Raw genomic sequence first — 12,651 nt, 5'->3', positions numbered from 1 at the left:
CTAGGCGGGCGGTGCGGGCCGTGGCGGCCTACGTGTCCTCGGGCGCGGTAGCCCGCGGGGGCCGTTTCTTGCGGACCGTCTTCGTGGGAGGCGAAACGGCAGGTCCGCCGCATGCTTGCCGCCGGTGTTTTGGCGGAGGAAGGTTCGGACGCGGTAGCTGCCTGAGCCCGGGTCGTCCGAGTGATGCCCCCATCCCCCGGACGAGCCACACCGCGTCCTATGCTCTGCTTAATCGATTTGGCGCGCCCGCGGCATGTTACCCGAGGTTACATGTCACTGTTACGCGACCGTTCCGGCCGATTTTCTGGCGATGTGTTGGTTTCGGGCAACAAAAAAGCCGGATCAATGAAGACCCGGCTGAGTTTGATTGGAAGTGCCTGTTAAGGCTAACCTCCAGAGGGGAACACTCGAGAGCGCTAATGGGAGGAGAACGCGCTCAGGAGATGATCTATATATGTGCTCTTCATGCCCAAGAAACAAGCATCTATTTTGCAACACTCACATGCAAAAAGGCGCCGGCTGTGGTCTAATCCGTCCCGAAGCGCAATAGGACCAGTTGAATCGCTGAAATACAGCCTGCGGCAAGGCAAAAATCGATCCGCGGCTGCGAATCAGCAGCGATTCCTGCTCGGAAAGTCGAAAAACGCAGGATGACGTGGAATCGTGCAGCACGCGTTTGTTTTTTCGGCAGGCAGACCTTGCTGGTGCATGCCGCCCAAAAGCCCGCCATCGAGCTTGACCTGAGGTGCGGCGGCTTGGGTTACGTGCCGGACAAGACCTGAAGCGCGTTGCAGGAGACCGTTCAAGGCCGCGCCCGTAAGGAGAGCTATATGCGAGCCACTTCGGCGATCGCCGGCAGCGTCATCTTTCTTGCTGTAGCGCCCGGCGTGGTCGCCGGACTGTTGCCTTGGCTGCTGACCGATCGCTATCGCCTGCCCTGGTCGAGACTGCCCGGTTTCGTTCCTGTGGGCTGGCTGCTGGTTGTCGCCGGCACAGCCATACTGCTGCACGCCTTTGCCCGGTTTGCCCTGGAGGGTCGGGGTACGCCCGCCCCGGTCGCGCCGACCGAGAGGCTGGTCGTCGGCGGCATCTACCGCCATGTCCGCAATCCGATGTACGTCGCCGTGCTGTCGATCGTCCTCGGCCAGGCACTGCTGTTTTCGAGCTGGACGGTCGCCGCCTATCTAGTCATCGCCGCGGCCGCCATGATCTCCTTCGTGAGACTATACGAGGAACCGACGCTTGCCCGCCGCTACGGTGACGAATACGAGGCCTACCGCCGTGCCGTACCAGGCTGGCTGCCCCGCCTGACACCTTGGCGCGGCTGACGCAGGCTCCAACGCTGCGTCACCACGGCAGCGGGCCGTCCTCGTTCGAGAACGTGCCCGTCGGACCGTTCGCGTCGAGAAGCGCGAGGCGCACGGGCTCCCGCGCGGCCTGTTCGACTGTGCGCGGACCTTCGAAGTTGTTGAGCTCCGTCGCGGTGTAGCCCGGGCACGCAGCGTTGACCTTGATGCCGGTCTCCTCGAGCTCGATGGCGAAGGCGAGCGTCATCGCGTTGACGGCCGTCTTCGACGGGTTGTAGACGGCGCCAAACGACGTGCGGTACGGAAAGGCCGGATCCGCGTTCAATGTCAGCGAGCCGGCGCCGCTCGATACGTTGACGATACGCGCCGCCGGCGCCTCACGAAGGAGCCGCAGCATCGCTTGCGTGACGGCGACGATGCCAAACACGTTCGTCTCGAATACGGCGCGTACGTCGTCGAGGGAGGCAATGCTCGGGCGGCCCGAATTGATGATCTCCTCGAGCGGCCTGCCCGGCTTTCCCGCATGGGAGATGCCGGCATTGTTCACCAGCACGTCGAGGCGGCCGAGTTCGATGCGGATGCGCTCTGCCGCGGCGGCGATCGACGCCTGATCGGTGACGTCGAGCTGCAGGGCGTGGGCATCCTCTCCGATGCTATTTGCGGCTGCCTCGGCATGCTCGAGCCTGCGCGATCCTACGAGCACGGTAAGGCCGTTCGCCGCGAGGTCCTTGGCGATCTGAAGACCGATGCCCTTGTTGGCCCCGGTGACCAGGGCGACGGGTTTGTCCTGCATGGTAATCTCCTTTTGTGCACCGATGTGTGGCCAACACCGCTTTGCCGTGCTAGATACAAGTCAAACGGAACCACGTTCCACATATATCCGGAACAAGGTTCCGTTTGCAAGAGGTAATTTGATGGGCGAAAAAACGCCGAACGGCAAAACGGATCAAGGCGATGGTCTGGAACCCCGCGACCGCGCGGATCGCCACGTGCGCGCCGACGCACGGCGCAACATCGACGCGTTGCTCCGGGCGGCCATGGCGGTGTTCGCGACCTCCGGCGTGGAGGCTCCGGTGCGAGAGATCGCGGAAAAGGCTGGCGTCGGCGTCGGCACCGTCTACCGCCATTTTCCACAGCGCTCGGACCTGATCGTGGCCGTCTTCCGCAACGAGGTTGACGCCTGTGCGGACGCCGCGCCGATCCTGGCCGGAAAGCATGAGCCCGGTGAAGCGCTGGCCCTGTGGATGCAGCGCTATGTGGATTTCATCACGGCAAAACGCGGCCTCGCGGCAGCCTTGTACTCAGGCAATCCGGCATTCGACACTTTGCCTGCCTATTTCAACCAACGGCTCCGGCCCGCGCTTCAAACATTGCTGGAGGCGGCGGCCGCGGCCGGCGAGGTGCGCGCCGATATCGAGCCGGGCGACCTGTTGGGGGCGGCCGCCAGCCTTGCCATGCCGGCACATGGCGGCGGCCCTGCCCAGGCGCGGCGCATGGTTGCCCTGCTGGTCGACGGTTTGCGCTACGGCGCCAGCACGCTGGCGGATACGCGTTCCTAAAGCGCGTTGCGTTCGACCGACCTGATGCGACGCGCTTTAGGTTCTTGTTTGATGCATGTCCTTATCGCAAAACCGCTGCACGCTTTTGCGCGACACGCATTAAATCAGAACGACCAGCTGCGCGCCTTGGCGATGATGAAATCGCGGAAGACATGCAGCTTCGCCTGGTTCTTCATCGCATCGGGATAGGCGAAATAGGTATCGAAGGACGGCACTTCGGTCTCGGGCAGCAACTGCACCAGTCCGGAATCCTTGCTGACCACGTAATCCGGCAGCATGGCGATGCCGGCGCCGCCCTGCACCGCCCGCTTGATCGACAATATGTCGTTGATCTGCAGCGTCGGCACCCTTTGCCCGCCTTCGAAATCGCCGACCGTCTCCAGCCAGTTCAGTTCCGACAGATGCGCCGGCACCGGCACGCCGAAGGTGACGATGCGATGGGTTTTCAGCTCGGCGATCGAATTCGGCTTGCCATATTTGTTTACATAGGATGGCGCCGCGTAGAGATGGAAATGCACGGTGAACAGGCGGCGCTGGATGAGGTCCGGCTGCTGCGGCTGGCGCAGCCGGATGGCGCAGTCGGCCTGGCGCATCGTGAGATCGAGCTCCTCATTGGCCAGGATGAGCTGCAGGCTGACCTCGGGATAGAGCTCGATGAATTCCTGCACGCGCTCTGTCAGCCAGCCAGCGCCGAGGCCGACCGTGGTCGTCACCCTGAGCACGCCGGAGGGCCGGTCCTTGGTTTCGGTCAGTCGCGACTTGATGGTTTCGAGCTTCATCAGCACGTCATGCGCCGTGCGGAACAGCATCTCGCCCTGCTCGGTCAGCACCAGGCCGCGGGCGTGGCGGTTGAACAGCGGCACGCCGACATCATGCTCGAGCGCGCTGACCTGCCGCGAGATCGCCGATTGCGACAAATGCAGTGTTTCCGCGGCATGGGTGAACGACCCCGCTTCCGCCGCGGCGTGAAACACGCGTAGCTTGTCCCAATCCAACGCCATGATTTCCCCTCGTCCTGTTTTCTGGCGTCCGCCTGTTTTCGGCGTCTGAATGAAAAATCAGGCTTTTGCGCGGCTTTTCTCAGCCGCTTATCGAACAATCACTCCGCCGCTTCGCGGTGAACCTCGATCCCTGCCAGATATTTTTCCGCCTCGAGCGCGGCCATGCAGCCGAGACCGGCCGCCGTCACCGCCTGGCGGTAGATGTCGTCGGTCACGTCGCCGGCGGCGAACACACCCGGCATATCGGTGCGGGTCGAATCCGGCGCCGTCCACAGATAGCCGTTCGGCTTCTGCTTCAGCTTGCCGGCAAACAGCTCGACCGCCGGCGCGTGGCCGATCGCCACGAACACGCCGTCGACCACCAGATGCATCTCCTGCCCGGTCACCACGTTGCGCAGCTTCAGCCCTTCGACCGACGGCGGCAGCGGCGCCTTGCCGGGCCTGCCGGTGATCTCGTCGACCACCGTGTCCCAGATGATGCGGACATTGTCTTTCCGCAGCAGCCGCTCGCGCAGGATGCGCTCGGCGCGGAAATCGCTGCGCCTGTGGATGACGGTGACGCTCTTGGCCAGGTTGGAGAGATAGAGCGCTTCCTCCACCGCCGAATTGCCGCCGCCGATCACCGCGACGTCCTTGCCGCGGTAGAAGAAGCCGTCGCAGGTGGCGCAGGCCGAGACGCCAAAACCCATGAAGGTGTGTTCGCTCGGGATGCCCAGCCATTTCGCCTGGGCTCCGGTGGCGATGATCAGCGCGTCGGCGGTATAGATCGTGCCGGAATCGCCCTTGGCGCGGAACGGCCGCACGTTGAGGTCGACCTCGGTGATGATGTCGTTGACGATGTCGGTGCCGACATGCTCGGCCTGCCTGAGCATCTCGCTCATCAGCCATGGACCCTGGATCGGTTCGGCGAAGCCCGGATAGTTTTCGACATCGGTGGTGATCATCAGTTGCCCGCCCTGCTGCAGGCCGGCGACCAGCATCGGCTTGAGCATGGCGCGGGCGGCATAGATCGCCGCCGTATAGCCAGCGGGGCCGGAGCCGATGATGAGAACAGGCGCGTGCTTGGTGATCATGAAAAACCTCTGCGGGGAGCAGCCATGGATTGTGGCATGAACTCTCGTCGATTGTTGCGCGTAATGTAAGTGTTGCCTGCGATGCCAGCAAGGCAAGTTGCCGTTCGTCCCCGGAAAGCTTCGGCGCCGGCGACGGCGACAAGCAACCCGCAGCAAGATGTGCGAAAATCCTCGATCCAGCGGATGGAATGGACAGCAAAGTCGTTTAATTACAAAGTCGCGAAAGATTCTTTCGCGTCACCACGGAAGCCACCATGCCGATCAAGGCCGATCTCGATGCCATCGACTGGAAGATCCTGCGCGAGCTTCAGCAGGACGGACGCATGACCAATGTCGAACTGTCGGGCCGCGTCGGCATTTCGGCGCCGCCGTGCCTGCGCCGCGTCAGGCGGCTGGAAGAGGCCGGCATCATCCGCGGTTACCGCGCTTTGCTCAACGCTCCGGCGCTCGGCCTCGACGTCGTCGCCTTCTGTCTGATCGGCCTGCATCACCAGGCCGACGCCGAACTCAAGACCTTCGCCGAGCGCACCCGCGGCTGGCCGATCGTGCGCGACGCCTGGATGGTGTCGGGCGAGTCCGATTTCCTGCTGCATTGCGTGGCGAGCGATCTCGGCACCTTCCAGACCTTCGTCATCGAGGAACTGGCCTCGGCCCCCAATGTCGATACGGTGCGAACCGCGCTGACCATCCGCCGGGTCAAAGACGAAGGGCTGGTGGCGTTTTCGGCTTAAGAGAGCAGGCAAAGCGGCTGCGAAACAAAAAACCGGAAACAAAAAACCCGCCTCGGCGGGCGGGATCGTCGGTGGAATCATCACCATACCGAAATTAGTAGCATAGCTGCCGGCACAAAGCAAGAACAAAATTGCCTTCAGCGTTGAAGATTGGCTTCATTCCAGCTTAGGTTCCTCGCCCCACGAAAGTGGGGAGGTGGCTCGGCGAAGCCGAGACGGAGAGGGGAACCGCGCTCTACGAAGCCCCCTCTCCAGCCGCTTCGCGGCCACCTCTCCCCCGCTTCGCGGAGGGCGAGGAACCCAGGTCCTGAGAGTTCGAGGATCACCCTGCGTCGCAGAGGCGCGTTTCGACCATTTCGCACAAATGGTGGTAGAGGCACAAATGCCCCTGCTGGATGATCGGCGTCGAGGTCGAGGGTACGTTGAGCAGGATGTCCGAGAGCGGCTTCAGCTTGCCGCCGGTGTCGCCGGTCAGGCTGACAACCGTCATGCCCATCATGCGCGCCTGTTGGGCGGCGGCGAGGATGCTTGGCGAATTGCCGCTGGTCGAGATGGCGAGCAGCACGGCGCCCGCCGAACCATGCGCCTCGACCTGGCGCGCAAACACCGTGTCGAAGCCGTAATCATTGCCCCAGGCGGTCAGCACCGCCGCGTTGGCCGGCAGCGCGATGACGTTGTAGGCCTTGCGCTCCCTGAGGAAGCGGCCGACCAGCTCGCCGGCGATATGGATGGCGTCGCTGGCCGAACCGCCATTGCCTGCTATCAGCAGCGCCTTGCCCTGCGAAAGCGCGGCGACGACGGCGCTGACCGCCCGCTCCATCTCGCTGGTCAGGTCGCGCTCGACCATCGCCGAAATCGCGGCCGCCGAGCGCGCCAGGTAATCGTTCAGTTCGGACATGAAACCCTCAGTTCCCGGCGCGCAATCTGCCGATGGTGCCGGTCGTGCTCTTGCCGGCGACGAGGTCGACCAGCACGACGCGGCCGCCGGCCTTCTGCACGACATCGGCGCCAACCACCTGATCGACCGTATAGTCGGCGCCCTTGACCAGTATGTCGGGGCTCAGCGCCTCGATCAGCGAAAGCGGCGTATCCTCCTCGAAGATGACGACGGCGTCGACCGAGGCAAGTGCTGCCAGCACGCAGGCCCGGTCATGCTGGTCGTTGACCGGGCGCCCCGGCCCTTTCAGCCGGCGCACCGAGGCATCGCTGTTGAGGCCGAGCACCAGCCGGTCGCACTGGCTGCGCGCCGCATGCAACAGGCTGACATGGCCGGCATGCAGGATATCGAAACAGCCATTGGTGAAGCCGACGCTCAAGCCCTCGTCTTTCCAGCCCGCCACCAGCCGCACGGCGGCGGCGGCATCGAGGATCGCATCCAAGTGGGCGACCGGACCATGCGAGCGAAACAGCGCACCGGTGAGTTCCTCGATCGTCAGCCGCGCCGTGCCGCGCTTGCCGACGACAACACCGCCGGCGGCGTTGGCGATCGATCCGGCCATGACACGATCAGCCCCTGCTGCAAGAGCCAGCGCGAAGGTCGCGATTACCGTGTCGCCGGCGCCCGAAACGTCGAACACTTCGCGCGCCTGCGTGGCGATATGGCGGGCATCGTCCGCACCGATGACGCTCATGCCCTTTTCGCTGCGCGTCGCGACGACGAAATCGAAACCGTGCGCCGAAATCAGCTGGCGTGCCGCCGCCTCGATTTCGTCGTCGGCAAACACTGCGCGGCCGACCGCCTCGCCGAGTTCCTTGCGGTTGGGCGTGATTGCCGTCGCGCCGGCATAACGCGCATAGTCGCGGCCCTTCGGGTCGACCAGCACCGGCTTGCCCGCTTGCCGGCAGATCGAGATCAGCTCGCCGGCGACGCCGTCGAGCAGCACGCCCTTGCCATAGTCGGACAGGATGACGATGTCGGCGCCCGCCAGCGCTTGGCGAAAATGCCCGATCAATGTCGCGCGCTCGGCATCGCCCAGCGGCTTGATTTCCTCTTCGTCGAAACGCAGCACCTGCTGGTTGAGCGCGCTGAAGCGGCTTTTCGACGACGTCATGCGATCGGCATCCTGCGCCAGCCCGCCGGTGTCGACGCCAAAGTCGCCGAGCATGCGCATGAGGTTTTTGCCGGCCTCGTCAGCGCCGATCACGGAGACCGGCATGACGGCAGCGCCGAGCGAAACGATATTGGCGACGACATTGCCGGCGCCACCCATCGCCAGCGTTTCGCCGCGCCCGTGCAGCACGGGGATCGGCGCCTCCGGCGAAATGCGCTCGATCACGCCGTTGACGAAACGGTCGAGGATGAAATCGCCGACCACCAGCACGGTGGCGCCGCCGAAGCGCGAAATGGCGCGGTGAAGAGGTTCGGGAGAGGGCAGCTTGATCATGTCAACGCGTGGGAGAGCCGATTTTCAGTGATGGGAAATTCGATTGGCAGGGCCGGCCGTTCATGGCGATGCCGATATACCGCAATTTCAGCCGACGCAACGCCGGGCCTTCGACCGGTCGCGGCGGCGAGACAGTGCGTCAGCTTTTCTGCAACGCGACATGCACGCCCAGAGCGACAAGCACCGCACCGCCAGCGCGCCGCATCAGGCGCTGCGCCCGGCTCGACTGCCGCAGCCTGGCGATCACCGCGCCGGCCAGTATCACGCAAACAATGTCGGCCGACGAGAACATCAAATTGACGATTGTTCCAAGCACAACGAACTGCAGCCAGACCGGAAACGCTGCCGAGGCATCGATGAATTGCGGCAGGAACGCCATGAAGAAAATCGCCGTCTTGGGGTTGAGCACCTCGACGGCAATGCTCTCGAAAAAGGCGCGGCGGGCGGATTTCGGCTGAATTCCCGGCAAGACAACGTCGCCTTGCGCCTTGGCGCGAAACAGCGAAACACCGAGCCAGATCAGATACAGCGCACCGACCAGCTTGACCGCCATGTAAAGCACCGGCACGGCATGGAAAAGCACCGACAGGCCGACAGCGGCGGCGAAGACATGAACGTAGCCGCCAAGATGGATGCCGAGCGCCGCCATCAGGCCGGACCAGCGGCCGCGCGCCATGGTTTGCGCGGCGGCATAGAGCATGGCCGGGCCGGGGATATAGGCGAAGATCGCCGTGGTGGCGAAAAAGGCGACAAGCAGTTCGGTTGACGGCATTACCTTGCTCCTGTCGCCGGTCGGCCGGCAGGCCGACTGAAACGTGACGTTTGCGGCGCCACTATGGCGCTCATCCGGCCGCCCAGCCACCTGCTTTGTCGACAGCCCGGCCCGCCTCCCCTATAAGGCCAGAATCCCACAAGGGCTACAACCGGCACAAGGTACCAGAGGCTTTCATGATCATCGTCACGGGCGGCGCCGGCATGATCGGTTCCAACATCGTCGCCGCGCTCAACGCCGAGGGTTTCAGCGACATCCTCGTCGTCGACGACCTCACCGACGGCCACAAGATCGCAAACCTCGCCGATCTCGAGATCGCCGACTATCTCGACAAGGACGATTTTCTGGCGCGGATGGAGGCCGGTGACCTCGGCCGCATCGAGGCCGTCTTCCACCAGGGCGCCTGCTCGACCACCACCGAATGGAACGGCAAGTTCATGATGGAGGTCAACTACGCCTATTCGAAGCGCCTGCTGCACGCCTGCCTGGCCCTGCGCGTGCCGTTCCTCTATGCCTCCTCCGCTTCGGTCTATGGCAGCGGCGCCGAGTTCCGCGAGGAGCCGCAATGCGAACGGCCGCTGAACGTCTATGCCTATTCGAAAAAACTGTTCGACGACTATGTCCGCCGCACCGTTTTCGATACCGATCACTCGCCGGTCGCGGGCCTGCGTTATTTCAACGTCTATGGACCGCGCGAGGCGCATAAGGGCGCCATGGCCTCTGTCGCCTTCCATCTGTTCAACCAGGTCGAGCAAGGGCAGAATCCCAAGCTGTTCGGCGCCTATGGTGGTTTCGGGCCCGGCGAGCAGAGCCGCGACTTCATCCATGTCGGCGATGTCGCCGACGTCAATCTGTGGCTGTGGAAACGCGGCTCGAGCGGCATCTTCAACTGCGGCACCGGCAAGGCCCAGCCGTTCCGCGCCATTGCCGAAACGGTGATCGATACGCTGGGCCAAGGCCAGATCGAGTTCATCGAGTTTCCCGACCACCTCAAGGGCAGCTACCAGAGCTTTACGCAAGCTGATATGTCCCGCTTGCGCGCAGCCGGTTACAATGGCCAGTTCCGCACAGTGGAAACCGGCGTCAGAGACTATGTCGAATGGCTGAAAGCCCAACGATCCTCGTGATCGGCCCACGCTGGGTGGGCGACATGGTGATGGCGCAGTGCCTATTCCAGGCGCTGAGGGAGCTTCATCCGGATGCCGCCATCGATGTGCTGGCGCCGGCATGGGCAGCACCGCTGGTCAAGCGCATGCCCGAAATCCGTCAGCAGATCGACCTGCCGCTGCAATCCGGCGCATTCGAATTCCGCATCCGAAGGCGCTTCGGCCGCCTGCTGCGCGGCCGCTACGACATGGCCTTTGTCCTGCCGGGAAGCTGGAAGTCGGCGCTGATCCCGTTCTTTGCCGGCATTCCGCGCCGTGTCGGCCATCTCAGGGAAATGCGCTACGGGCTGCTGACCGACATCGTGCCCTTGCCCGATCGCCTGAAGCGGCGCACCGCGCAGGCCTATTTCAGCCTTGCCCGTGGCGGCGCCTTCCAGACGCCGAAGCTCGCCGTCGATCAAGCCAGCCAGGCGGCACTGCTCAGCCGTTTCGGGCTGACGGCGGGGAAATTCGTGGCACTCATGCCCGGCGCAGAATTCGGCCCGGCCAAGCGCTGGCCGAGCGAACACTATGCCGGCCTTGCCCGTGAGATGATGGCGAAAGGGTTTGGCGTGGCACTGTTCGGATCGAAGAACGACGCTGGGGTGACGGCGGAAATCGCCGCGCTGGCGCCGGGCACGGTCGATCTTGCCGGCCAGACGCGGCTCGAGGATGCCATCGACCTGATCGCCGCGGCGAGGCTCGCCGTCTCCAACGACAGCGGGCTGATGCATGTCGCCGCCGCGGTCGGCACGCCGGTCGTCGCCATCTACGGCTCAACCTCGCCGCAGAACACGCCGCCGCTCGCCGAGCGCCGCGAACTGGTCTGGCTCGGCCTGTCCTGTTCGCCCTGCCACAAAAAAATCTGCCCGCTCGGTCATCTCAACTGCCTGAAAACGCTGGAGGTCGAACGCGTCGTGGCGGCGGCGGAGCGGCTGCTGGAAATGCCGGCCGCCGCATGAAAGTGCTGATCGTCAAGACATCGTCCATGGGCGACGTCATCCACACCTTCCCGGCGATCGAGGACGCGCGCCGCGCTCGGCCGGATATCTCCTTCGACTGGTGTGTCGAAGAGGCATTTGCCGGCATTGTGGCGCTGCATCCAGCCATCCAGACCATCCACAGCGTGGCGATCCGGCGCTGGCGCAGGAAGCTGCTCGAGCCCGGCACATGGCGGGAAGTGATCGGCTTGCGCCGCGCCTTGCGCGATTGCCGCTACGACCTCGTTCTCGATGGGCAAGGCTTGCTGAAATCGGCGCTGGTGGCGCGGCTGGCGGCAGCGCCGATCGCCGGTTTCGATCGGTCGAGCGCTCGGGAGCCGTCGGCGACCTTGTTCTACGACCACCGGTATCCCGTGCCGCGCGGCCTGCATGCCATCGAGCGCACGAGACGCCTGTTCGGGCTGGCGCTCGGCTACGAGCCGGATCTTTCCCGGCTTGACTCCGGCATCGCGCCGCCGGCCGGAAGATCCATTCTTGTCGGTGAAAAGACCGCCTTCCTGCTGCATGGCACCAGCCGCGAGGACAAGAAATGGCCGGTCGCGGACTGGATCGAAACCGCCCGTCTGCTGGTGGACAAGGGGATGACGCCGGTCACCACCTGGTCGAACGATCGGGAACAGGCGGCTGCCGAAGCGATCGCCGGCGCCGTTTCGCAAACCGTGGTGGTCGCCAGGTCGCCGCTTGCCGAGATCGCCGCTGTCATCGGCGGCTCGACGCTGGTCATCGGCGCCGACACCGGCCTGACCCATCTCGCCAGCGCTTTCGGCCTGCCGACGGTGGCGATATTCCTCGCTACCGAGCCCGGCCTGACCGGCCCGCGCGGACCATTCTCATCGACGCTGCTGGCCAGGCCCGGTCACAGCGTCACCCCGCCGGAGGTGATGGCGGAAGCCGAGAGGCTTGTGGAGCGCCAGACGCTTGGTCAGGCCGGTGACCGCTGATTTGCTCAATCCATTCAATCGGAAAGGTCAGCGCTGCCCCTTCCCTTCTCCCCTTGTGGGAGAAGGTGGATCGGCGCGAAGCGCCGAGACGGATGAGGGGTGTTGGACGGAGTGCGGAGGGAGCCAAGCTGGAACACCCCTCATCCGACCTCGCTTCGCGAGGCCACCTTCTCCCACAGGGGGAGAAGGCAGAGCAGCGCCAATCCCCTAGATAAATTGCACCTGGACGATCTCGTAGCCCCTGGCGCCGCCCGGTGCGTTGACCTCGATGGCGTCGCCGACTTCCTTGCCGATCAGCGCGCGCGCGATCGGCGAGGAGATCGAGATGCGGCCGGATTTCACGTCCGCTTCCTGGTCGCCGACGATCTGGTAGGTCTTTTTCTCCTCGGTATCCTCGTCGACCAGCACCACGGTGGCGCCGAATTTGACCTTGTCGCCGCTGAGCTTGGTGACATCGATCACCTCGGCCCGCGCGATCAGGTCCTCGAGCTCGTTGACCCGGCCCTCATTGAGGCTCTGTGCCTCTTTTGCCGCGTGATATTCGGCATTTTCGGAGAGGTCGCCATGCGAGCGCGCTTCGGAAATCGCCTCGATGATACGCGGCCGCTCCTGTTGCTGGCGCCAGCGCAGTTCTTCCTTCAATGACGCGAACCCCTCGCCTGTCATCGGGACCTTGTTCATAATGCCTGACCTTTCCTGCCGCCGCCCCCGCAATCGGGAGCGACCTTGTCGATGGT

The 12,651-nt window shown here is 64.2% G+C and carries 14 protein-coding genes; 6 read left to right on the top strand and 8 right to left on the bottom strand.

The window, feature by feature from the left end:
- Positions 1 to 526: 526 nt before the first annotated feature.
- Complete coding sequence (locus NKH33_RS20330; protein WP_352921184.1) at positions 527 to 730, bottom strand: hypothetical protein; 204 nt, start codon at positions 728 to 730, stop codon at positions 527 to 529.
- Positions 731 to 830: 100 nt separating this feature from the next.
- Between NKH33_RS20330 and NKH33_RS20325 the strand changes: the two genes are divergently transcribed.
- Complete coding sequence (locus NKH33_RS20325) at positions 831 to 1,328, top strand: methyltransferase family protein (protein ID WP_352541068.1); 498 nt, start codon at positions 831 to 833, stop codon at positions 1,326 to 1,328.
- A 19-nt stretch (positions 1,329 to 1,347) separates the two neighbouring features.
- Here the strand turns inward: NKH33_RS20325 and NKH33_RS20320 are convergent, their stop codons facing one another.
- Entirely contained in the window at positions 1,348 to 2,100 is a 753-nt protein-coding gene (locus tag NKH33_RS20320; protein ID WP_352469808.1) for an SDR family oxidoreductase, read from the bottom strand.
- Positions 2,101 to 2,221: 121 nt separating this feature from the next.
- On the opposite strand from NKH33_RS20320, the gene NKH33_RS20315 reads away from it, so the two are divergent.
- Positions 2,222 to 2,866 (top strand): TetR/AcrR family transcriptional regulator, encoded by a 645-nt coding sequence (locus NKH33_RS20315; RefSeq protein ID WP_352458407.1) that lies wholly within the window; start codon positions 2,222 to 2,224, stop codon positions 2,864 to 2,866.
- 104 nt (positions 2,867 to 2,970) lie between these two features.
- On the opposite strand, the gene NKH33_RS20310 is transcribed toward NKH33_RS20315, so the two are convergent.
- Both NKH33_RS20310 and trxB read right to left on the bottom strand, forming a co-directional pair.
- Positions 2,971 to 3,867 carry a LysR family transcriptional regulator gene (locus NKH33_RS20310; RefSeq protein ID WP_023678345.1) on the bottom strand — a complete coding sequence of 299 codons (897 nt, stop codon included), beginning with the start codon at positions 3,865 to 3,867 and terminating at the stop codon, positions 2,971 to 2,973.
- 98 nt (positions 3,868 to 3,965) lie between these two features.
- A complete protein-coding gene (gene trxB, locus NKH33_RS20305) occupies positions 3,966 to 4,940 on the bottom strand; it encodes a thioredoxin-disulfide reductase (RefSeq protein WP_352469805.1) in 975 nt (324 codons plus the stop codon).
- A 254-nt stretch (positions 4,941 to 5,194) separates the two neighbouring features.
- Between trxB and NKH33_RS20300 the strand changes: the two genes are divergently transcribed.
- Positions 5,195 to 5,671: an Lrp/AsnC family transcriptional regulator gene (locus tag NKH33_RS20300; RefSeq protein WP_352469300.1), complete on the top strand. Its 477-nt coding sequence runs from the start codon at positions 5,195 to 5,197 to the stop codon at positions 5,669 to 5,671.
- A gap of 322 nt (positions 5,672 to 5,993) precedes the next feature.
- On the opposite strand, the gene NKH33_RS20295 is transcribed toward NKH33_RS20300, so the two are convergent.
- The 3 genes from NKH33_RS20295 to NKH33_RS20285 form a co-directional block, all read right to left on the bottom strand.
- Entirely contained in the window at positions 5,994 to 6,569 is a 576-nt protein-coding gene (locus NKH33_RS20295; RefSeq protein ID WP_352586848.1) for a D-sedoheptulose-7-phosphate isomerase, read from the bottom strand.
- Positions 6,570 to 6,576: 7 nt separating this feature from the next.
- Positions 6,577 to 8,055, bottom strand: coding sequence for a D-glycero-beta-D-manno-heptose-7-phosphate kinase (gene rfaE1 / locus NKH33_RS20290; protein ID WP_352921182.1), 1,479 nt, complete (start codon positions 8,053 to 8,055; stop codon positions 6,577 to 6,579).
- A gap of 139 nt (positions 8,056 to 8,194) precedes the next feature.
- On the bottom strand, positions 8,195 to 8,827 hold the full coding sequence (locus NKH33_RS20285; protein WP_352921180.1) for a LysE family translocator: 633 nt from the start codon (positions 8,825 to 8,827) through the stop codon (positions 8,195 to 8,197).
- Between the two features lie 176 nt (positions 8,828 to 9,003).
- Here NKH33_RS20285 and rfaD point away from each other — a divergent pair, with 176 nt between their 5' ends.
- The 3 genes from rfaD to waaC are packed head-to-tail and all read left to right on the top strand — an operon-like array spanning position 9,004 to position 11,914.
- Positions 9,004 to 9,954 (top strand): ADP-glyceromanno-heptose 6-epimerase, encoded by a 951-nt coding sequence (rfaD, locus tag NKH33_RS20280; RefSeq protein WP_352450437.1) that lies wholly within the window; start codon positions 9,004 to 9,006, stop codon positions 9,952 to 9,954.
- Positions 9,927 to 10,934, top strand: a complete 1,008-nt coding sequence (waaF, locus tag NKH33_RS20275; RefSeq protein WP_352921178.1) for a lipopolysaccharide heptosyltransferase II — start codon at positions 9,927 to 9,929, stop codon at positions 10,932 to 10,934. Before rfaD ends, waaF begins: the two co-directional genes overlap by 28 nt.
- Entirely contained in the window at positions 10,931 to 11,914 is a 984-nt protein-coding gene (waaC, locus tag NKH33_RS20270; protein ID WP_352819953.1) for a lipopolysaccharide heptosyltransferase I, read from the top strand. The genes waaF and waaC overlap by 4 nt, the downstream gene beginning before the upstream one ends.
- Positions 11,915 to 12,121: 207 nt before the next feature.
- Here waaC and greA read toward each other — a convergent pair whose 3' ends face one another.
- Entirely contained in the window at positions 12,122 to 12,595 is a 474-nt protein-coding gene (greA, locus tag NKH33_RS20265; protein ID WP_023719113.1) for a transcription elongation factor GreA, read from the bottom strand.
- Positions 12,596 to 12,651: the final 56 nt, after the last annotated feature.

It is taken from the genome of Mesorhizobium sp. M1182 (assembly GCF_040318335.1).
Classification (GTDB): Bacteria; Pseudomonadota; Alphaproteobacteria; order Rhizobiales; family Rhizobiaceae; genus Mesorhizobium.
Note: the sequence above shows the minus strand (reverse complement) of the source record. Positions and strands in the feature narration are given on the sequence as shown.